The 20,958-nt window shown below is 62.7% G+C and carries 21 protein-coding genes; 6 read left to right on the forward strand and 15 right to left on the reverse strand.

What is annotated here, in order from left to right:
* Positions 1 to 21: 21 nt before the first annotated feature.
* Positions 22 to 1,047, reverse strand: a complete 1,026-nt coding sequence (locus tag ACWTU7_RS14210) for a ribonuclease T2 family protein (protein ID WP_455841308.1) — start codon at positions 1,045 to 1,047, stop codon at positions 22 to 24.
* 200 nt (positions 1,048 to 1,247) lie between these two features.
* On the opposite strand from ACWTU7_RS14210, the gene ACWTU7_RS14215 reads away from it, so the two are divergent.
* The 3 genes from ACWTU7_RS14215 to ACWTU7_RS14225 all read left to right on the forward strand — a co-directional run bounded on the left by ACWTU7_RS14215 (position 1,248) and on the right by ACWTU7_RS14225 (position 5,102).
* Positions 1,248 to 2,183 carry an alpha/beta fold hydrolase gene (locus ACWTU7_RS14215; RefSeq protein WP_455841307.1) on the forward strand — a complete coding sequence of 312 codons (936 nt, stop codon included), beginning with the start codon at positions 1,248 to 1,250 and terminating at the stop codon, positions 2,181 to 2,183.
* Positions 2,184 to 2,280: 97 nt separating this feature from the next.
* Positions 2,281 to 3,456, forward strand: a complete 1,176-nt coding sequence (locus ACWTU7_RS14220) for a CaiB/BaiF CoA transferase family protein (RefSeq protein WP_455841306.1) — start codon at positions 2,281 to 2,283, stop codon at positions 3,454 to 3,456.
* Positions 3,453 to 5,102 (forward strand): thiamine pyrophosphate-binding protein, encoded by a 1,650-nt coding sequence (locus ACWTU7_RS14225; RefSeq protein WP_455841305.1) that lies wholly within the window; start codon positions 3,453 to 3,455, stop codon positions 5,100 to 5,102. Before ACWTU7_RS14220 ends, ACWTU7_RS14225 begins: the two co-directional genes overlap by 4 nt.
* A 29-nt stretch (positions 5,103 to 5,131) precedes the next feature.
* Here ACWTU7_RS14225 and ACWTU7_RS14230 read toward each other — a convergent pair whose 3' ends face one another.
* From ACWTU7_RS14230 to ACWTU7_RS14250, 5 genes are all read right to left on the reverse strand, one after another.
* Complete coding sequence (locus ACWTU7_RS14230; RefSeq protein WP_065009914.1) at positions 5,132 to 5,581, reverse strand: CHRD domain-containing protein; 450 nt, start codon at positions 5,579 to 5,581, stop codon at positions 5,132 to 5,134.
* 197 nt (positions 5,582 to 5,778) lie between these two features.
* The gene (locus ACWTU7_RS14235; RefSeq protein WP_029351531.1) at positions 5,779 to 6,750 is read right to left on the reverse strand and encodes an ABC transporter substrate-binding protein; all 972 of its coding nucleotides are present in this window, start codon (positions 6,748 to 6,750) and stop codon (positions 5,779 to 5,781) included.
* A gap of 81 nt (positions 6,751 to 6,831) precedes the next feature.
* The gene (locus tag ACWTU7_RS14240; protein WP_455841304.1) at positions 6,832 to 7,968 is read right to left on the reverse strand and encodes an ABC transporter permease; all 1,137 of its coding nucleotides are present in this window, start codon (positions 7,966 to 7,968) and stop codon (positions 6,832 to 6,834) included.
* Positions 7,965 to 8,843, reverse strand: a complete 879-nt coding sequence (locus ACWTU7_RS14245) for an ABC transporter permease (protein WP_287086897.1) — start codon at positions 8,841 to 8,843, stop codon at positions 7,965 to 7,967. The genes ACWTU7_RS14240 and ACWTU7_RS14245 overlap by 4 nt, the downstream gene beginning before the upstream one ends.
* Before the next feature lie 504 nt (positions 8,844 to 9,347).
* Entirely contained in the window at positions 9,348 to 10,139 is a 792-nt protein-coding gene (locus tag ACWTU7_RS14250) for an ABC transporter ATP-binding protein (protein WP_095518685.1), read from the reverse strand.
* Between the two features lie 128 nt (positions 10,140 to 10,267).
* Between ACWTU7_RS14250 and ACWTU7_RS14255 the strand changes: the two genes are divergently transcribed.
* Entirely contained in the window at positions 10,268 to 10,672 is a 405-nt protein-coding gene (locus tag ACWTU7_RS14255) for a cupin domain-containing protein (protein WP_029351539.1), read from the forward strand.
* 35 nt (positions 10,673 to 10,707) lie between these two features.
* On the opposite strand, the gene ACWTU7_RS14260 is transcribed toward ACWTU7_RS14255, so the two are convergent.
* From ACWTU7_RS14260 to ACWTU7_RS14280, 5 genes are all read right to left on the reverse strand, one after another.
* Positions 10,708 to 11,082 carry a hypothetical protein gene (locus tag ACWTU7_RS14260; RefSeq protein ID WP_455841303.1) on the reverse strand — a complete coding sequence of 125 codons (375 nt, stop codon included), beginning with the start codon at positions 11,080 to 11,082 and terminating at the stop codon, positions 10,708 to 10,710.
* Positions 11,079 to 12,530 (reverse strand): dihydropyrimidinase, encoded by a 1,452-nt coding sequence (gene hydA, locus ACWTU7_RS14265; RefSeq protein ID WP_455841302.1) that lies wholly within the window; start codon positions 12,528 to 12,530, stop codon positions 11,079 to 11,081. The genes ACWTU7_RS14260 and hydA overlap by 4 nt, the downstream gene beginning before the upstream one ends.
* Before the next feature lie 34 nt (positions 12,531 to 12,564).
* Positions 12,565 to 13,014 carry a contact-dependent growth inhibition system immunity protein gene (locus tag ACWTU7_RS14270; RefSeq protein WP_455841301.1) on the reverse strand — a complete coding sequence of 150 codons (450 nt, stop codon included), beginning with the start codon at positions 13,012 to 13,014 and terminating at the stop codon, positions 12,565 to 12,567.
* Entirely contained in the window at positions 13,011 to 14,261 is a 1,251-nt protein-coding gene (locus ACWTU7_RS14275; RefSeq protein WP_065009907.1) for a Zn-dependent hydrolase, read from the reverse strand. Before ACWTU7_RS14275 ends, ACWTU7_RS14270 begins: the two co-directional genes overlap by 4 nt.
* A gap of 69 nt (positions 14,262 to 14,330) precedes the next feature.
* A complete protein-coding gene (locus tag ACWTU7_RS14280) occupies positions 14,331 to 15,659 on the reverse strand; it encodes an aminotransferase class III-fold pyridoxal phosphate-dependent enzyme (RefSeq protein WP_455841300.1) in 1,329 nt (442 codons plus the stop codon).
* A gap of 255 nt (positions 15,660 to 15,914) precedes the next feature.
* Between ACWTU7_RS14280 and ACWTU7_RS14285 the strand changes: the two genes are divergently transcribed.
* The gene (locus tag ACWTU7_RS14285) at positions 15,915 to 16,544 is read left to right on the forward strand and encodes a TetR family transcriptional regulator C-terminal domain-containing protein (protein ID WP_455841299.1); all 630 of its coding nucleotides are present in this window, start codon (positions 15,915 to 15,917) and stop codon (positions 16,542 to 16,544) included.
* Between the two features lie 338 nt (positions 16,545 to 16,882).
* A complete protein-coding gene (locus tag ACWTU7_RS14290) occupies positions 16,883 to 17,716 on the forward strand; it encodes an SDR family NAD(P)-dependent oxidoreductase (RefSeq protein WP_455841298.1) in 834 nt (277 codons plus the stop codon).
* Between the two features lie 129 nt (positions 17,717 to 17,845).
* On the opposite strand, the gene ACWTU7_RS14295 is transcribed toward ACWTU7_RS14290, so the two are convergent.
* The 4 genes from ACWTU7_RS14295 to preA all read right to left on the reverse strand — a co-directional run bounded on the left by ACWTU7_RS14295 (position 17,846) and on the right by preA (position 20,958).
* Positions 17,846 to 18,223: a DoxX family protein gene (locus ACWTU7_RS14295; protein WP_455841297.1), complete on the reverse strand. Its 378-nt coding sequence runs from the start codon at positions 18,221 to 18,223 to the stop codon at positions 17,846 to 17,848.
* 59 nt (positions 18,224 to 18,282) lie between these two features.
* Positions 18,283 to 18,741: a carboxymuconolactone decarboxylase family protein gene (locus ACWTU7_RS14300; RefSeq protein WP_455841296.1), complete on the reverse strand. Its 459-nt coding sequence runs from the start codon at positions 18,739 to 18,741 to the stop codon at positions 18,283 to 18,285.
* Between the two features lie 12 nt (positions 18,742 to 18,753).
* Entirely contained in the window at positions 18,754 to 19,272 is a 519-nt protein-coding gene (locus tag ACWTU7_RS14305; RefSeq protein WP_455841295.1) for an RrF2 family transcriptional regulator, read from the reverse strand.
* A 372-nt stretch (positions 19,273 to 19,644) separates the two neighbouring features.
* Positions 19,645 to 20,958 (reverse strand): NAD-dependent dihydropyrimidine dehydrogenase subunit PreA, encoded by a 1,314-nt coding sequence (gene preA, locus ACWTU7_RS14310; RefSeq protein ID WP_455841294.1) that lies wholly within the window; start codon positions 20,956 to 20,958, stop codon positions 19,645 to 19,647.

Genomic DNA, 20,958 nt, shown 5'->3' on the forward strand with positions numbered 1-20,958 from the left:
CATCCAGACCGGCTCGGCGTGTCACTGGAACTCGATCGGATCGACGGTGCCTTTCGGACAGCCGGCATTGTTCGTCGGCACCGATGCCAGCAACAGCTCACTGAGCGAAGGGTTTGGACCGATCGGGCCGGCCAGGCCGAGCGTCAGTTCGCCGATCAGCCGCCTGCCGCTCGAATGGTCGTTCAGACAGGAGACGCGAACCCGCTCGCCCGCGCCGGGACCGAAAGCACTATCGAAGGCGCTGCGGATCTGGTCGGAGGTCAGATCCCGGCCAACGTTTTGTGTGAAAAGATCACGCACCGGTGAAGCATTCACCGCGCGCGTCAGGTTCAGCGCATCGGAAAAATACTCCTGCTGGCTTTTGCCGTAACAGGTGCCATGCTTGATCCACTCATGCCTGTCGAGATCAGATGCGGTGCCTGGCATCACCTGATCGAGCTCCGACCGCGTGTTCGGCTCGAGCTTGACCGGCGGCAGGTCCCGCCAGTGCGCCGGATTGTCGTTCGCCCTGTCGGCCGCTGCCACCTCGCAATAGAAATTTCCGTTCGGCTGCGGCCACAGCCCATGCAAGGAGAAATGCCTCGCTTCGAAACCGGCCGCGGTCTGCGCCTTGCATTCGGTCTTGCTGGGCTTGGTTTCGCAAAACGCCGGCTGCCAGCTCAGCGCGAGGACATATTCGGGCCTTCCCGAGATCGGCGCAGCGGACTTCTCCCGGTCGACCGGCGCGGGTGCTGCCGGTTCCGTGGATGCGCTGCCACCCGAAACATGGCCGCAGTCGATCCTCACCCAGCGGCGCTCCGGATCGGCCCCCGGCACGCGGATCAGATAGTGCGTGGGAGCATGCCTGTTGCCGGCCAGAAGCTCGTAGCTCTGTCCCGCATCAGTCGCGATATTGCCGGGATTCTTGCCGTTCTTGATGGCCTGTGTCGCTGGACAGGTGGCGTCGGCCACGAAGGAGCCGCTCATCGTCACCTCGGCCCGAGCAGCACCCGTTAGCAACGCGCCGACAAGCGCAAATTCGAAAACCAGACCTGTCCGCGTATGCATGAAAGTACCCCGGGGAAAAATGCTGCGGCAACAGACTGCCGCCCTCTCTTGGTATAAAATTCTTCATGTCAGAATTGCGATACCGCGTTGCGACGCAAGAACAGCACTGCGGAAAACAAGGCCAACGGATTGACGCAAAACCGGCGTCGGCGCACACAAACGTCCGCAGGCGTGAAAGACGCGTTGGAGACGAAGCGACAATGTCATTCAGCCAGCAGCGCGTGCTCCGATCGCCGACCGGCGCCGAGCTCAACCTTTATGTGAAACGTGCCGAGGGCCGCCCGCGCGCGGTCGTCCAGATTAATCACGGGCTGGCCGAACACGCCGCGCGCTATGTCCGCTTCGCTACCTTTCTGGGTGAGCGCGGCTTCCATGTCTACGCCCATGATCATCGCGGCCATGGCGGAACCAAGGCGCCCGATGCCCCACTCGGCAGGTTCGCTCAAAAACACGGCGGCGCCAAGGTCGTCGCCGATGTCGCGGCTGTGCACGACCTGATCGCCGGCGACCACCCCGGCCTGCCCGTCATCGCCTTCGGCCATTCCATGGGCGGCCTCGTCGCGCTGAATTTCATGCTTCATCATTCGAGCCGCCTGCACGCCGCCGCCATCTGGAACGCTAATTTTTCCGCCGGGCTCGCCAGCCGTGCCGCGCAAATCATCCTGGCCTGGGAAAAATTCCGGCTCGGCTCCGACATGCCGTCGCGTATGCTGCCGCGACTGACCTTCCAGGCCTGGGGCAAAGCCGTCCCCGATCACCGCACGCCGTTCGACTGGCTGTCGCGCGACGCAGCCGAAGTCGACAAGTATATCGCCGATCCGCTATGCGGTTGGGATGCCTCCGTGTCGATGTGGCGCGACCTGTTCGGGTTCGTCTTCGACGGTGCCGACGACACTAATTTTTCCGGTGTCCGCAAGGCCCTGCCGATCTGCCTGGTCGGCGGCCAAAATGACCCCGCCACCGACGGCGGCAGGGCGGTCAGCCATCTCGCTGGCCGCCTGCACAGGATGGGTTTTTCGAATCTCGTTTCAAAGGTTTACGCCGAGACCCGCCACGAAAATCTGAACGAGGTGAATCGAGATAAAATCATGGACGATTTCGCCGCATGGGCCGACAGCGTGCTGAAACAACCATGATCGACATCGACAAGATCGGGTTTGGCCCATTGCAAGAACCGTGACAGCATCACGCGGGATTGATACAGGCTGCGTTTCCGATCAATCACGGTGATCCATGACTGAGCCTCCGCTGAAAGGTGTCCGCGTAATCGAACTCGCCCGCATCCTGGCCGGACCGTGGGCGGGGCAGCTGCTTGCCGATCTCGGCGCCGACGTCATCAAGGTCGAGAGCCCGGATGGCGGCGACGACACCCGCAAATGGGGTCCGCCCTTCGTCATGAGCCATGACGGCGAAAACCTCTCGGCCGCCTACTATCATTCCTGCAATCGCGGCAAGCGCTCCATCGCCATCGATTTCTCGACGCCCGAAGGCGCCGAGACAGTGCGCCGGCTGGTCGCCACATCGGACGTTCTGATCGAAAACTTCAAGGTCGGCGGCCTGAAGAAATACGGCCTCGACTATGAGAGCCTCAGGGAAATAAACCCGCGGCTGATCTATTGCTCGATCACCGGCTTCGGCCAGGACGGGCCCTATGCGCCGCGCGCCGGCTATGACTTCATCATCCAGGGCATGGCCGGCATGATGTCGATCACCGGCGAGGCCGGCCGCGAGCCGCAAAAGGCCGGTGTCGCCGTCTCCGACATTTTCACCGGCTTGTATTCGGTGATTGCCATCCAGGCCGCACTGCGCCATGCCGACACGACCGGCGAAGGCCAGCATATCGACATGGCGCTCTACGACACCCAGATCTCGGCGCTCGGCAACCAGAACCTCAATTATCTGGTCTCCGGAAAATCGCCGGTGCAGATGGGCAACGCGCATATGAACATTGCGCCTTACGAAGTGGTGCCGGTGAAGGACGGCCATATCATCCTGGCGATCGGCAATGACGGCCAGTTCGCTAAATTCTGCGCGGCCATCGGCTTGGACGATCTGCCATCGAACCCCGATTTCGCCACCAATCCCGCCCGGGTCGCCAACCGGGCGAAGCTGCGCGAGCATATAATCGAGGCGCTGAAAACCTTCGATCGCGATCCGCTGCTGGCTAAACTGGAGGCGGCAAGTGTGCCTGCCAGCCCGATCAACACGATCGGGCAGATGTTCGCCGACCCGCAGACCATCGCGCGCGGCATGCGGCTCGACCTCGACGACGGCCACGGCAATCTCTTGCCCTCGGTGCGCGCGCCGATGGTCATGTCGGGCACGCCGCTCGTCTATGAGCGGCCCTCGCCGCGTCTCGGCGAACACACCGAAGAAATCCTTGCCGAACTGGAGAGGTCAGGAAAATGAAGACCGGCGGACAACTGATCGTCGATGCGCTCGAAGCCAACGGCACCGACCGCATCTATTGCGTGCCCGGGGAATCCTATCTTGCGGTGCTCGACGCGCTGCACGATTCGACGATCCGCACCATCGTCTGCCGCCAGGAAGGCGGTGCTGCAATGATGGCCGACTGCCATGGCCGCCTGACCGGCAAGCCCGGCATCTGCTTCGTCACCCGCGGACCCGGCGCCACCAACGCCTCGGCCGGCATCCACATCGCCATGCAGGATTCGGTTCCCGTCATCCTGTTCATCGGCCAGGTCGCCAGCCATGCCAAGGGGCGCGAGGCTTTTCAAGAGGTCGACTATGTCAGGTTCTTCGGCGATATCGCCAAATGGGTGGTCGAGATCGACGATGCCTCGCGCATTCCCGAATTCGTCACGCGCGCCTTCGCGGTGGCGACGTCCGGCCGCCCCGGCCCGGTCGTCATCTCGCTGCCGGAAGACATGCTGACCAGCCTTGCCGAGGCGCCAGAAGCCCTGCCCCACACGGCGGTCGAAACGCGGCCGGGCGAGGCCGAGCTCGATGCTCTCGAAAAGCTCCTCAACAAGGCGCAGCGCCCTTTCGTTATCCTAGGCGGCACGCGCTGGGATGCGGAGGCCGTCGCGCGAATGCGGACGATCGCCGAAGCCTGGTCGCTGCCAGTCGGCTGCTCCTTCCGCCGCCAGATGCTGTTCGATCATCTCCACCCGAACTATGCCGGCGATGTGGGCATTGGCATCAACCCGAAGCTGGCCACCGCGATCAAGCAGGCCGACCTCGTGCTGCTGATCGGCGGCCGCATGGGCGAGATGCCGTCCTCCGACTACACGCTGCTCAAGAGCCCCTACCCCGACCAGATGCTGGTCCATATCCACGCCGATGCCAGCGAGCTCGGCCGCGTCTACCGGCCGACGCTGGCGATCAACGCCTCGCCTTCCGCCTTCGTCGAAGCCTTCGCCGGGCGCAAGCCGGCCGCCACGCCGGTCTGGGCGGATGAAACACCGAAGCTGCACGCGGCCTATCTCGACTGGTCGACTCCGCCCGACAGTGGTCCCGGCTCCGTCCAGATGGGGCCGATCATGAACTATCTCGAAACGATGCTGCCCGACGACGCGATCCTCACCAACGGCGCCGGCAACTACGCCACCTGGGTGCACCGTTTCCACCGGTCCCGGCGCTTTGCCACGCAGGCCGCCCCCACCTCCGGCTCGATGGGCTATGGCACGCCGGCAGCGGTCGCAGCCAAGGAATTGTTCCCCGAGCGCGATGTGATAGCCTTTGCCGGCGACGGCTGCTTCCTGATGAACGGGCAGGAGTTCGCCACCGCCGTGCAATACGATCTGCCGATCATCGTCATCGTCGTCAACAACGGCATCTACGGCACCATCCGCATGCATCAGGAGCGCGAGTATCCGGGCCGTGTCGTCGCCACCGATCTGCGAAATCCCGACTTTGCGGCTTTGGCCCGCGCCTATGGCGGCCATGGCGAAACGGTCGAGAAGACGGCCGATTTCGCGCCGGCCTTCGAACGCGCGCGTGCCAGCGGCAAGCCGTCGATTGTCGAGATCAGGCTCGACCCCGAGGCCATCACGCCAACCCGCACGATGACCCAGATAAGAGACAGGTCGTGATCCGATAGGAAGGGGGGCGCAAGACTTGGCTACATCGTCGCCGCCTTCTCGATCTGTCCGCGGATCTCGCCGTCCTTGTGGGCCGCCGTATGGATGTTGATGTAGTATTTGCCGGCCATCAGGTCGGCAGCCTGCGCGTCGGTCAGAATCGCCGCCCCCTTGAACGGGCTTTTCGGAGCGCCCTTGAACGGGACGGCGACGCCGGCATTTTCACCCTTTGCCGCCGGACCGTGAATATGTCCGGCCGTCGCCGGGCCGCTGAGACCTGAATACGTCACGTTCCAGGTCAGCTGTTTCGTGGCGGTGTCGAAGACGAGAGCGGCGGTACCCTTGCCCTCCGTGGTGATGGGCGGATTCTGCTGAGCGCCATCGAGCGTCGCCTTCATCTTCATCATGTCGGCCAAAGCCGGTGAAGCGCATAGGACGGAAGCCGAAACGGCCAGCGCCGAAAGCTTCGGCGAGAAGGATTGCATGCGCATGGGAATCTCCGTTGTGGCGGTGACATCCGCTGAAGCTGGATGCACTGGAACAACGGTTGTGGCGAGCGGATGTTTCCACCGGTAACGGCTATTTTACATCCCAGCAAAAAGGGACGGTCGCCCGCCCCTTTCCGAATTGCAGGCTGCAGAGGCCAGGTTGATCGCCTCTACCCGACCGCCCTATTGATGGCCCTGCCCTACTTGATCGCCTTGTCGGTGATGGCGGTCGTGTAGGCGCCGGTCGGCTCCTTGGTGATGATCTTCTGGTCGAGCAGCGCCTTGGCGGTGCGCGCGTAGGTCGCCGGGTCGAGCTTGCCGTCGGCATTGTCGATCAGCTTGGCGACTTCGCCCATCATGCGCTTTTGGTGGTTCTCGTCCTGGCCGCCATTGTCCATGACGATGCCGGCCGCCTCGTCGGAATTGTCGACGGCGTATTTCCAGCCCTTCATCGAGGCGCGCACGAAACGCACCATCTTGTCCTCGAAGGCCGGATCCTTGAGCTTGTCCTCCAGGGCATAGAGCCCGTCCTCAAGCAGGTCGTTGCCCATGGCGGAGTAGTTGAACACGATCAGCTCTTCCGGCTTGTAGCCGGCATCGATGAGCTGCCAATATTCGTTGTAGGTCATGACCGAAATGCAATCCGCCTGCTTCTGGATCAGCGGCTGCACGTCGAAACTCTGCTTCAGCACGGTGACGCCGTCCGGGCCGCCGTCGGTCTTCAGGCCGAGTTTGTTCATCCAGGCGTAGAACGGATATTCGTTGCCGAAGAACCAGACGCCGAGCGTATGGCCCTTGAAGTCGGCTTCGGTCTTGACCGGGCCATCCTTCGGACAGACCAGCTGCATGCCGGCCTTCTTGAATGGTTGGGCGATATTGACCAGCGGCACACCCTTTTCGCGCGCGGCGAGCGCGCCGCCCATCCAGTCAACGATGACGTCGGCGCCGCCGCCGGCGATCACCTGCTCCGGCGCGATATCGGGGCCGCCCGGCTTGATCTCGACGTCGAGGCCCTCGGCCTCATAGAACCCCTTGTCCTTGGCGACGTAGTAGCCGGCGAACTGGGCCTGCGTGACCCATTTCAGCTGCAGCGTCACCTTGTCCGCGGCCATCGCCTGGAACGCGGCAAGCGACATCGCGCCGGCCAGCATCGAAATAACAAGTCTTTTCATGTTTTTACCCTCTGAAGTTAAGTGTTCACCCTTTAGGATCAGGACCTTCAATGCGCTCCTGATTCCAAACCCGCCACCGCTCTATCCACCACGGACGGAGGGATGCCAAAACGTAACGGCTCTCTCGAAAAGAGCGACCACGCCATAAAAGACCGAACCCGCAAGTGCTGCAACTGCGATTTCGGCCCAGACCATATCGATGTTCATCCGCCCGACTTCGGTCGAAATCCGGAATCCCATGCCGACCACCGGCGTGCCGAAGAACTCCGCGACAATGGCGCCGATCAGCGCCAGCGTCGAATTGATTTTCAGCGCGTTGAAGATGAAGGGGGCTGCCGCCGGCAACCGCAACTTGAACAGCGTCTGCCAGTAACTCGACGCATAGGTGCGCATCAGGTCGCGCTCCATGTGGCCGGAGGCGGCAAGGCCTGCGACCGTATTCACCAGCATCGGGAAGAAGGTCATGATGATGACGACGGCGGCCTTCGACTGCCAGTCGAAGCCGAACCACATGACCATGATCGGCGCCACGCCGATGATCGGCAGCGCCGACACCATGTTGCCGATCGGCAAAAGCCCGCGCCGCAGGAACGGCACGCGGTCGGCCGCGATGGCGGCGAGGAAGCCGGCGCCGCTGCCAACCACATAGCCGAAGATCACCGCCTTGAAGATGGTCTGCCGCACGTCGGCGGCCAGCACCGGCAGCGAATTGGCGATGCGCACGCCGATGGCGCTTGGCGGCGGCAGCAGAATGAAGGGGATGCCCGCGCCGCGCGTCACCGCCTCCCAGATGATCAGGATCCAGGCGCCGAAGATAGCCGGAATGATCAGCCTCAAAGCGGTCGCCGCCCAGCGCGAGGTCGGGCGAAGCGCGGACAGGGCTGTCACGCAGCGCCAGGCCAGAAGCCATGCCGCGGCAAGCAGCAGATAGAACGATGCGCGAGCGGTGCCTTCGTTGCCGGTTATGCCGGCGAGCAGCAGCCACGCCGCGCCATGCGCGCTAAGGAAGAGCAACACCACCCCAATTGCCGGTGGGAAATTATCGGCCTCGATTGCCAGAAGCAGCAACAAGAAAATCAAAGCAGCGATGGCGACGCCATAACCGGGCGCCGCATCAACAAGCGGCCAAAGAAGGATCGCCCCAGCAAGAAGCGCAAGCGCTGCATACCCCTGCCACGAGCGGGGCGTGATCGACGAAAGGCTGAGGAGATCGCTCATGCCGGCCTCCCGCCCATGGCGCGGTCGACGATGCGCCCCGCCATGCCGACCACCATAACCAGCAGGGCTGCCACGACCGAGCCGGCAACCAGCGCCGACCAGATGTCGATGGTCTGGCTGTAATAGGCGCCGGCAAGCAGCTTGGCGCCGATGCCGGCGACGGCGCCGGTCGGCAGTTCGCCGACGATGGCGCCGACCAGGCTGGCGGCGACCGCCACCTTCATCGAGGTGAACAGGAACGGCACCGACGCCGGCACGCGCAATTTCCAAAAGGTCTGCGAGGGGCTGGCATTGTAGGTGTGCATCAGGTCGAGATGGGTGAGCTCGGGCGAACGCAAACCCTTGACCATGCCGACAGCCACCGGGAAGAATGACAGATAGGTCGAGATCAGCGCCTTCGGGATCAGCCCGGTCACGCCGATCGCCGCCAGCACGACGATGATCATCGGCGCCACCGCCAGGATCGGAATGGTCTGCGAGGCGATTATCCACGGCATCAGGCTGCGGTCGAGCGTCGCCACATGCACGATACCGACGGCAATCACGATGCCGAGCGCCGTTCCGAAGGCAAAGCCGAGCAGCGTCGAGGACAACGTCACCCAGGCATTATAGACAAGGCTGCGGTTGCTGGTGACGCTGCGCAGAAACGTGTTCTCGAAGAAATTCACAGCCACCTGATGCGGCGCCGGCAGCGTCGGCTTCGGCTGCGACATCGTCTTGCCGATGAATTCCACAACCCCCGGCGTCTCGCCGGCACGTCGGTCGAGATCGCGCTGGAACGGCGCGTTGAGGATGACGGCGAAAACATACCAGACGACGACCACGCCAGCGAGGATCGAGGTCACCGGAACGATCTTGTCGCGAAAGGAGTCCATCAGCGGCGTCCCTCTCCTCTCCCCAACGGGGAGAGGGTGGCCGGAGCGAAGCGGAGGCCGGGTGACTTCGGCTGCAACGCCGCCAACCACCCTCTGCTGGCAGCGCTGCCGCGTATGTGGCCATGCCTGTTCTTCGTTATCCTAGGGCGGAGCCGGAAAGCGGCGTGCGTAGAGGGAGCGGCCAACCACGCCTTCGTCATCCTAGGGCGAAGCAAGGAGCGACGCGACGCGGCGCAGACCCTAGGATCCATGCCGTAACTTTCGCGCTCTGCAACGGTGCGGAACAATGCTCCCGACCTGAAGAAAACGTCAGCCGTCGTCGCCTGCGTGGCGGACATTCTGAACCGTTTGGGCCTTTCGGCCGAAGTCACGGAATGGATCCTAGGGTCTGCGCACGCCGCTTCGCGGCGGCTCCGCCCTAGGATGACGAAAGCACGGTTAGCGTCTGCCTCGCTAGGGCGATGCACCTCCTGCGTTGAAGGCGCAAGCCAGTGCCGCTTCACCTCAATCATCATAGCTGTGTCCTGCCCTGAGCCCGTCGCGCACGCGTGCCGCGATCGCCAGGAACTCCGGCGTCTCGCGGATGTCGAGCGGTCGCTGCTTGGGCAGCGTCGATTCGATGACGTCGCTGACGCGGCCCGGACGCGGCGACATGACGATGATCCGCGTCGAGAGGTAGACCGCCTCGGGAATGGAATGGGTGACGAAGCAGATGGTCTTGTTGGTCCGCTCCCAAAGCTCCAGAAGCTGTTGGTTGAGATGGTCGCGCACGATCTCGTCCAGCGCGCCGAACGGCTCGTCCATCAACAGGAGATCGGCGTCGAAGGCCAGCGCCCGTGCGATCGAGGCGCGCTGCTGCATGCCGCCGGAAAGCTGCCACGGGTATTTCTGCTCGAAGCCGCCCAGGTTGACGAGGTCGAGCGTGCGCTTGATCCGTGCCGCCTGCTCAGTCTTCGACAGGCCCATGATTTCCAGCGGCAGCGCCACGTTGCGCTCGATCGTACGCCACGGATAAAGCGCCGCCGCCTGGAAGACATAGCCATAGGCGCGGCTCTGGCGCGCCTGCTCCGGCGTCATGCCGTTGACGGAGATGCTTCCCGATGTCGGTTTTTCCAGATCGGCGATGACCCGCAGCAGGGTCGTCTTGCCGCAGCCGGACGGCCCGATGAAGGAGACGAATTCACCTTTGCCGATGGTCAGGTCGACATTCGACAGCGCCTGCACTGGGCCGTCATTGGTCTGGAAGGTCAGGCCGAGCTTGCTTGCCGAAACGACGGCTGGCGATGTTCCCGTCATAGGCCGCAGCCTGCCTTTTCGCGCCGCTGCTGCGCCGGGCGGAATCCGGTTGATTTTGCCGCGATGTTGCTTTCCACTCGCCCCGTCCTATCCGACTGAGAGTTCCCACTCGATCGAGAGCCTCCCAGATGTCGTCCAAACCCACTTGTCATCTTATCCGCCCTGAAAGCTCTTATGAAGGCAAGCAGGGACTGAGTTATTTCACCGGTATCGCCGCCGAGACGGTCGGCTCGACCGGCATCTGCATGCACCTGCTGACCATGCCGCCCGGTGCCCGCGCCAAGGCGCATATGCACGAAAGTCATGAAACCGCGATCTATGTGCTCTCCGGCGAGGTTCATACCTGGTATGGCGACCGACTCGAACAGCAGATCGTGGTCAAGGCCGGCGACCTCTTCTACATTCCTGCCGGGGTGCCGCATCTGCCGGCCAATCTGAGCGACAGTTCGGCCTCTGCGGTCATCGCCCGCACCGATCCCAACGAACAGGAAAGTGTCGTCCTGCTGCCGGAACTGGATGGGCTGGTCGCCTGAGGTCGGCATCGACGGAGAGGCCATCATCGGCACCGTCACGAACATGATTTCAACGGCCCTATCTCTTCAAGGCCGGGAATGGTCACGAAGAAACCGTCAGCTCCCTTGTTGGTGACCTTGACGATCTCAGTCGTCGTTCCCTCCTCGCCTTCAGCGAAACAGGTCGAGCTCAACGACTGCGTACCAGGCGCCGTCACCAGTTGCCGCGCGAACCGGCAGCCGCTGCCATAGGTTTCGACGCCGTCGGCGGTCAGCACGACATAGGCATCGCTGTCCTGATAGCCGAGCCATACACCGGCACAACCGACATCATTGCCATAGGAACCGGCAAGAACCTCAGCCGCTGCCGGTACGCCGGTAATGCTCGCCACAACCAGTGAGGCGATCGCTGCCGAACGCGCCAAGCTCACACCCCGGTCGCCGGAATGCCGGTGCGTTCCACCTTGCGCGGTGCGGAAATTTCCTTCCAGGTCGACAGGGCCCGGTTGACCGCTGCATTCGGCTCGCGAGCGACGAATTCCCCATGGCCGGGCTTCGCCTTGACCTCAGCTTCCTGGATCGACAGTTCGCCGCGCGAGAAGACAAAGCGCGGCAGGCCGGTCACCTCAAAACCTTCGAAGACGTTATAGTCGATCACCGACTGCTGCTTTTTGGCCGTGATCTTCTTCTTGCGCTTCGGGTCCCAGACGAGGATGTCGGCGTCCGCACCTTCAACGATGGCGCCCTTCTTCGGATACATGTTGAGGATCTTGGCGATGTTGGTCGAGGTCACCGCGACGAATTCGTTCATCGTCAGCCGGCCGGTGTTGACGCCGGTGGTCCACAGCACCGGTAAGCGGTCCTCGAGCCCGCCGGTGCCGTTCGGGATCTTGGTGAAATCGCCGAGGCCGTTGCGCTTTTGGCTGGTGGTGAAGGCGCAATGGTCGGTCGCCACCACTTGCAGCGATCCGGCCTGCAGGCCGGCCCACAGCGAATCCTGATGCAATTTGTTGCGGAAGGGCGGGCTCATCACCCGGCGCGCCGCGTGGTCCCAGTCCTTGTTGAAATATTCGCTCTCGTCGAGTGTCAAATGCTGGATCAGCGGCTCGCCGAAGACGCGCATGCCTTTCTGCCGCGCCCGCCGAATAGCTTCGTGAGCCTGCTCGCAGGAGACATGCACGACATAGAGCGGCACGCCGGCCATGTCGGCGATCATGATGGCGCGGTTAGTCGCCTCGCCTTCGACCTCCGGCGGGCGCGAATAGGCATGCCCCTCCGGGCCGTTGTTGCCGGCAGCTAGAAGCTTCTGCGAAAGCGCCGCCACCACATCGCCATTCTCGGCATGAACCAACGGCAGCGCGCCAAGATCGGCGCAGCGCTGGAACGACGAATACATCTCGTCGTCGTCGACCATCAGCGCGCCCTTGTAGGCCATGAAGTGCTTGAACGAGGTGATGCCCTTGTCGACGACGGTGGCCATCTCGTCGAACACCTGCTTGCCCCACCAGGTGATCGCCATATGGAAGGAATAGTCGCAGGACGCCTTCGAGGTTTTATTGTCCCACATCTGCAAGGCCTCGAGCAGCGACTGTTGCGGCGCCGGCAGGCAGAAATCGACAACCATGGTGGTGCCGCCGGCAAGGGCGGCGCGCGTGCCGCTCTCGAAATCGTCGGCCGAATAGGTGCCCATGAACGGCATTTCGAGATGGGTGTGCGGATCGATGCCGCCCGGCATCACATAGCAGCCGGTGGCGTCGAACTCGTGGTCGCCATGCAGGTCCGGGCCGATGGCGATGATCTTGCCGTGCTTGAACAGCACGTCGGCCTTCCAGCTTCGGTCGGCGGTGACGATGGTGCCGTTCTTGATGACTTTGGACATTTTTTTGTTCCCTTGGATGTCCGCGTTAGCAGGCTCAAGCTTTCTTCGATCTTGTGGTTCCTGCGTCCTGACTGCTCAAAATTTCCCAGGCGGAATCGAATTGGGGCCGAAGCTTGCCAATGTCTGACATGGTTTCGTCAAGCGATCGAAGAATCCCGTCAAGCTCCACCCAGAGATCCTGATTTTCCATCCAGAACTCAGGAGAAATTTTGAGGCAGTTGCTAAGTAGATCGCCATGGTAGAACGTCACCCTGATCAACGGGTTTTCAATCAGGATGGATATCGCTTTGGGAACCACATATTCCAGCCCGAATCCTTGGCTGACCAGCAGCCTTATTTGCTCCCCCGTTAGGTTCCGCAGTGGCGTTGCCAGCGCGATACTGCACTGTTCGACAAGCGAGGTTTGAAACGGAGGCTGATCGGCCTTCCAGCCCAGAAGCACGTTGAGCGTCCGATCTTCGTCAAGATTGCGCCGCGGCTTCATTCGACAATCACCGCTGTTTCCACCACCGCGTGGAACAGCACGTCGGCGCCGGCCGCCGCCCATTCCTTGGTGATTTCCTCGGCCTCATTGTGCGACAGCCCGTCGACGCACGGGCACATCACCATTGCGGTGGGCGCGACGCGGTTGATCCAGCAGGCGTCGTGGCCGGCGCCGGAGACGATGTTGCGATGCGTATAACCCAGGCGTTCCGCCGCATCCCGCACAGCCTTGACGCAGCCCGCATCGAAAGCGACCGGATCGAAATGGCCGACCTGCTCGATTTGATATTTGATATCGAGCGCCTCGCAGATCGTGTCGATGCCTTCGCGGATGCGCGCGTCCATCGCGTCGAGCACCTCCTTTTCCGGAGAGCGGATGTCGATGGTGAAGACGGTGCGTCCGGCGATGATGTTGCGCGAGTTCGGATAGACTTCCATGTGGCCGACCGCGCCTACGGCATCGGGCTGGTAGTCCATGGCGATCTCGTGCACCAGCTCGATCACCCGCGCCATGCCGAGCCCGGCGTTGCGGCGCTTCGGCATCGGCGTCGAGCCGGTATGCGCCTCCCTGCCGGTCAACGTCACCTGCAGCCATTTCAATCCCTGGCCATGGGTGACGACGCCGATGTCGATGCCTTCGTCCTCGAGGATCGGACCTTGCTCGATATGCAGCTCGAAGAAGGCGTGGATTTGGCGCGCGCCGACTTTCTCGGTGCCCTTCCAGCCGATGCGTTCGAGCTCCTCGCCAAACTTCTTGCCGTCCTTGTCGACATGCGAGTAGACGTCGGCCTGATCGAGCACGCCGGCGAAGACGCCGGACGCCATCATGGCTGGCGCAAAGCGCGCGCCTTCCTCGTTCGTCCAGTTGGTGACGACAATCGGATGTTTTGTCTTGATGCCGAGTTCGTTGAGCGAGCGCACGATCTCCAGCCCGCCGAGTACGCCGAGCACGCCGTCATACTTGCCGCCGGTCGGCTGAGTATCGAGATGGCTGCCGACATAGACCGGCGGCAGATCAGGGTCAGTGCCTTCGCGGCGGGCAAACATCGTGCCCATCTCGTCGAGGCCCATTTCGAGGCCGGCTGCCTCGCACCAGCGCTTGAACAGACGCCGCCCCTCGCCGTCCTCGTCGGTCAACGTCTGGCGATTGTTGCCGCCGGCAATGCCGGGGCCGATCTTCGCCATCTCCATTATCGAATCCCACAAACGGTCTGAATTGATTCGCAGATTCTCGCCCGGAGCGGCCATTCAAGTTCCTCTCATCTATTCACGTATAGGGCGACGGTTCCCCTCGCCGCCCTATACGTTGTGGAGTATCTAGTCCACCGCCCTCAGCACTTCACGCACATGGTCGATCAATTCGTTGATCTGGCCCTTGGTGATGATCAGCGGCGGCGACAGCGCGATGATGTCGCCGGTGGTGCGGATCAGGGCGCCGCGCTCGAACGCCTTGACGAAGGTCGAGAAGGCACGCTTTGTCGGACTGCCGGGAATGGGTGCCAGCTCGATCGCGCCGATCAGGCCGATGTTGCGGATATCGATGACGTTCGGCTCGCCCTTCAGCGAATGCAGCGCGTCTTCCCAATACGGCGCCAGTTCCTCGCCGCGGGTCAGCAGGCCCTCTTCCTTGTAGGTGTCCAGCGTGCCGAGCGCAGCCGCACAGGCGATCGGATTGCCCGAATAGGTGTAGCCGTGGAAGAATTCGATCATATGCTCGGGGCCGGCCATGAAGGCGTCGTGGATCTCCTTCTTGACGAACACCGCGCCCATCGGGATGACGCCATTGGAGACGCCCTTGGCGGTCGTCATAATATCGGGGGTGACGCCGAAATAGTCGGCGGCAAACGGCGTGCCGAGACGGCCGAAGCCGGTGATGACCTCGTCGAAGATCAACAGCATGCCGTGCTTGGTGCAAATCTCGCGTAGCCTCTCGAGATAGCCCTTCGGCGGCAGGATGACGCCGGTGGAACCGGCCACCGGCTCGACGATGACGGCCGCGATGGTCGAGGCATCATGCAGCGCAACGATGCGCTCCAACTCGTTGGCCAATTCCGCGCCATGCTCGGGCACGCCCTTGGTGAACGAATTCTTCTCGGGAAGATGTGTGTGCGGCATGTGGTCGACGCCACCGAGCAGCGTGCCGAACATCTTGCGATTGGTGACGATACCGCCGACCGAGATGCCGCCGAAATTGACGCCGTGATAGCCGCGCTCGCGGCCGATCAGGCGGGTGCGTGAGCCCTCACCTTTGGCGCGATGGTAGGCGATCGCCATCTTCAGCGCGGTCTCCACCGATTCCGATCCGGAATTGGTGAAGAACACGTGGTCCATGCCCTTCGGCGCGAGGTCGACCAAACGGTTCGCCAGTTCGAAGACGATCGGGTGGCCCATCTGAAAGGCAGGCGCATAGTCGAGTTCGGCTGCCTGTTGCTGGATCGCCTCGGTGATCTTCGGCCGGCAGTGGCCGGCATTGACGCACCACAGGCCGGCGGTGCCGTCGAGAACCTTGCGCCCGTCGCTGGTCGTGTAATGCATGTCCTTGGCGGACACCATCATGCGAGGCGCCTGTTTGAATTGCCGGTTCGCCGTGAACGGCATCCAGAATGCGCTGAGATCGTTCGGCGTGACTTTCAGCCGGTTGGACATGACCAAGACTTCCCCTTGTAACCTGTTTCGGTGCGGCTAACGCTTGGTCTTCCCGACACTTGGTCTCTACTGCGTTTTCGTGCTACGCAAATTTTTGACCGATTGGACAAACGTTAGCACCGCCCTGTCGGCGGTCAAGGGATTACTAGCGGAAATGCGGCAGCTGAGGCGCGCTCCACAGGCCGGAGAAAAACTGGTCCAGAGAATTGGTCCAGATGACCCTCGCGGCAATGTCCTGCGGGGATGACGACAGGCATGGACACCCCTGCCCCGCGCCGCACCCGCATCCAGCAGGAAAAGCGCGAGCTCATCCTGGAGGCGGCGCTCGAGGTCTTCTCAACCAACGGCTTTCGCGGCTCGACCATCGACCAGATCGCTGAAGCCGCCGGCATGTCGAAGCCGAATCTGCTCTACTATTTCCGCCGCAAGGAGGACATCCACGAGACGCTGATGCAGCGGCTTCTGGACACCTGGCTGGCGCCGTTACGCGAACTGGACGACATCGGCGATCCCCTAACCGAATTGCGCAGTTACATCAGGCGCAAACTCGAAATGGCGCGCGATTTTCCTAGGGAAAGCCGGCTGTTCGCCAACGAGATCCTGCAGGGCGCGCCGCGCATCATGCCGATGCTTGAAGGCGAGCTGAAGACGCTGGTCGACGAGAAGGCCGCCATCATCAAGGGTTGGATGCGCGCCGGCAAGATCGCCCGCACCGACCCCTGGCACCTGATCTTCTCGATCTGGGCGACGACGCAGCACTATGCCGATTTCGACGTTCAGGTCCGCGCCGTGCTCGGCCCCAACCGCGGCGGCGACGGCCGCTTCGAGGATGCGGCAAGGTTTCTCGAGCAATTGTTCGTCGACGGGCTGAAGCCAAAAAGCTGACTCTCGGGTATCGTGGAGATTGGCCGAAGCGCTCTTCGTTTCGTCATCCTGGGCGCAGCAAGGAGCGGAGCGACGCAGCGCAGACCCCAAGATCCATACCGTGACCTCACAGCGCCGCTGAGGGGCAGAATTCTACTCCGCGGCATTCCTCGTTGATGTCACGGCATAGATGCCCCGGTCTTCGCGACGCCGCTTCGCTGCTGCCACCATCGGCGGAATGCGTCGGGGACCCATCGGCGTCATTAGCAGTATCGATACCAGGATAAAGTTTGGCCTGTTTGACGCGTGCCGGACGTCCCATCTTCCACTCAGAGCAACGACACGGAGGCTCTCCAAGCATGGAACTGAAAGACAAGACCGTCCTCATCACCGGATCGACCGACGGCGTCGGCCGCTTGGTCGCGCAAAGGCTCGGCGCCGGCGGCGCGCGGCTCCTGGTGCATGGTCGCGATGCGACACGGGGCCAGGCGGCGGTCGCCGAGATCGAAGCCGCTGGTGGCAAGGCCGAGCTTCTCGTCGCCGACCTCTCGTCCCTGGTCGAGGTCCGCCGCCTCGCCGAGGCCGTGCGCGCCAGGACTGACCGGCTCGACATTCTCATCAACAACGCCGGCATTGGCACCGCAGGCACCAAACGACAGGTCAGCGCCGACGGCTACGAACTGCGCTTTGCCGTCAACTATCTCGCCGGCTTCCTGCTCACATCGGAGCTTCTGCCGCTGCTCAAGGCGAGCGCGCCGGCGCGCATCGTCAATGTCGCCTCGGCCGGCCAGCAGGCGATCGATTTCGACGATGTCATGCTGACCCGCAACTACGATGGCGTCCGCGCCTACTGCCAGAGCAAGCTGGCGCAGATCATGTTCACCATCGACCTGGCGCAGGAGCTGAAGAACACCGGTGTCACCGCTAACAGCCTGCATCCTGCAAGCTACATGAACACCACCATGGTCCGGCAAGCCGGCGTCACGCCGTGGAGTTCGGTCGAGACCGGCGCTGACGCCATCCTCAACCTTGCGACGTCGCCCGCGCTCGAAGGGCGGAGCGGCCTCTATTTCGACGGCCAGAGAGAATCTCGCGCCAATGCGCAAGCCTATGACGCAAAGGCAAGACAGCAATTGCGGACATTGAGCCTCGACCTCGTCGGGCGTCAGTCAGCCACCTTAACATCGAGATAACGTTCACGAGCGAGAAACCCTCACATGCCGTGATCGTCGGCGGCTCTTCCGCATCGGCCGCGCGGCGCGGAAGCTGGCTGTCGCTAAAGACCGTGGCGGCGGCCTCCACGAGGCGGCCATCCAAACTCGTCAAAGCGGCTGCGCCGCTAGCGCCAGGAACCCTCCGGTCAACGCCACATTGCCGACAAAGCCATTGATGCGGGACGCGCGCTCGAGCCCCTGATGATCCCAGAAATTGTGGAACACCGGGGTGGCGACAATTAGGAACAGCGCCAGGCACAGAGCGGCGGCAGCGGTCCAGACACCCGATATCACCAGAACTCCGGCGACGATCTGCAGGACGATCCCCAGCCACAGCATCAGCCGCGCCTGCGGCACGCCGCGTGTCGTCATCAACTGGGTGAGGAAGGTTGCGTTCTGGACGTTGCGCAGGCCGGCAAAGACGAACGCGCCGCCAAGCAACAGGCGGGCGGCAAGAAGAATCTCATTCTCAAAATTCGACAACATGTTCTTGATCCCCCAGCAAAAAGGGTACGCGGCGCAAGGCCGCGCGCCGGTTCGACCGCTCAGGCGGCGTTCGCCGCCGGCATCGGATGAATGGCCTGGAACGGGATGCAAAGCCGGTTCCAGGTGTTGATCATGCCAAGCGCGACAGACAGCTTTACCAATTCCTCTTCCGAGAAATGCTCGAGCGTCCGCGCATAGAGTTCGTCCGAAACACCGTTATCGGCGATCTTCGTCACCGTTTCGGTCCAGGCGAAGGCAGCGCGTTCGCGCTCGGAAAACAGCGGCGATTCCTTCCAGGCGGAGACGAGGTAAAGCCGCTGTTCGGTCTCGCCATCATGGCGCGCCTCGCGGCTGTGCATTTCGACGCAATACGAACAGCCATTGATCTGCGACGCCCGCAGCTTGATCAGGTGCAGCAGGCTTGCCTCCAACCCGCATTCATCGACTGCCTTGTTGAGCGCCGATACCGCTTTCATGATTTCCGGCGCCGCGCCGAAGAATTGCAGCCTCTGTTTCATCGCCATTACCTTTCACGCTTGCTTGGTTGAACTCGATTTCTGCGGTCGCTGATGGCGCTTGACAAAGGCGCAGTTCGCGGCGACCGAACGGGGATCGGCATCGCTCACGTACTCCGCCACGATGTCGGACAGCCGGGTATCGGCAAGAGCGGCGCGATAGGCGCCCTCGGCCTTCAGCATCGCGACGCTGATGCCGCAGGGTTTGACATAGGCCGCGGCATCGAGCCTGGCCGGCCCGCGCTGACGGATTTCGCCGCAGCGGAAGGCCGGTTCGTGTCCTTCGACGGCGAGCACGATGTCGAGCAGCGTTATGCGCTCGGCCGGCCGCGCCAACCGGTAACCGCCCGATGGCCCGGGCACTGATTCCAGGATGCCCGAGGCCGTCAGCGCGTTGAGATGCTTGAGAAGATAGCTCGGCGACAGGCCGAACGCTTCGGCCATGGCAGCACCCGGCATGGTCGCTGCGCCTTCGACGCCGGCAAGCATCGCGGCGCAGTGGATGGCCGCTTCGATACCATCGCCAAGCTTCATCGTGCTGATCTCCAATTCATGGATACAGTTTATCGTGGATAGTTTTTATCCGCAATATGAAAATGAAAATCTCTACGTGTTTGCGATGGCCGCGAAAGAGAGATTGCCGATGAGCGAACGTCTGGCGGCTTTCGACACGCAGCACGCGACTTCTGTTCCTCGCCCCCGCAGAGCGGGGGAGAGGTGGCCCGGCGAAGCCGGGACGGAGAGGGGGACAACATTTGCGACGACAGAAACGGTGAAGGATGAGGCGCAGGATAAAAGGCCATCAGGGAGCCATTACCAGTCGCCCCGAAGACCCCTCTCCGTCCCGGATTCGCCGGGCCACCTCTCCCCACTTCGTGGGGCGAGGAACTCCGGCTGAAGCGAGCCCTACTCCGCCGCCACCTTGGCCATCGGGTTGTTTGGATGCGTCGTCCAGTTGGCGTAGACCGGCGACACCGGTCTGCCGGTGCGCTGGTCCATCACGCCGGCCGCCAGCGGCTCCATGGTGATGCAGTTCTCGACCGGGCAGACATTGACGCAGAGATTGCAGCCGACGCATTCGGCCTCGATCACCTCGAAATGTCTGACGCCATCAACCATGCTGGTGATCGCCTGGTGCGAGGTGTCCTCGCAGGCGATGTGGCAGCGGCCGCATTTGATGCAGGCCTCCTGGTCGATATGCGCCTTGGCGACGTAATTGAGGTTGAGATATTGCCAGTCGGTGACATTGGGCGTGGCGCGGCCGATGATGTCGTCGAGCGAGGCATGGCCCTTCTCGTCCATCCAGTTCTCCAGGCCGGCGATCATCTCCTGCACGATCTTAAAGCCATAGGTCATCGCCGCCGTGCAGACCTGCACATTGCCGGCGCCGAGCGCCATGAACTCGGCAGCGTCGCGCCACGTGGTGATGCCGCCGATACCGGAGATCGGCAGGCCATGCGTTTCCGGATCGCGGGCGATCTCGGCCACCATGTTCATGGCGATCGGCTTCACCGCCGGGCCGCAATAGCCGCCATGCGAACCCTTGCCGTCGATCGTCGGCTCCGGCGCGAAACTATCGAGATTGACGCCGGTGATCGAATTGATGGTGTTGATCAGCGACACCGCGTCGGTGCCGCCGGCAAGAGCGGCACGCGCCGGCTTGCGTATGTCGGTGATGTTGGGCGTCAGCTTGGTGATAACCGGCATGCGGGTGTTGGCCTTGCACCAGCGCACCACCATTTCGATGTATTCCGGCACCTGGCCGACGGCGGCGCCCATGCCGCGTTCCGACATGCCATGCGGACAGCCGAAATTGAGCTCGATGCCGTCGGCCCCCGTCTCCTCGACCACCGGCAGGATCGCCTTCCACGCATGCTCCTCGCAAGGCACCATCAGCGAGACGACGATGGCGCGGTCGGGCCAGTCCATCTTGACCTGCTTGATCTCGCGCAGATTGACCTGCAGGTCGCGGTCGGTGATCAGCTCGATGTTGTTCAAGCCGAGCAGGCGGCGGTCGGCGCCCCAGATCGCGCCGTAGCGCGGACCGTTGACGTTGACCACCGGCGGCCCCTCTTCGCCGAGCGTCTTCCACACCACGCCGCCCCAGCCCGCCTTGAAGGCGCGGATGACGTTGTAGGCCTTGTCGGTCGGCGGGGCCGAGGCCAGCCAGAACGGATTCGGCGATTTGATGCCGACGAAATTGTTTCTGATATCTGCCAT

It is taken from the genome of Mesorhizobium sp. BHscii, assembly GCF_053848065.1.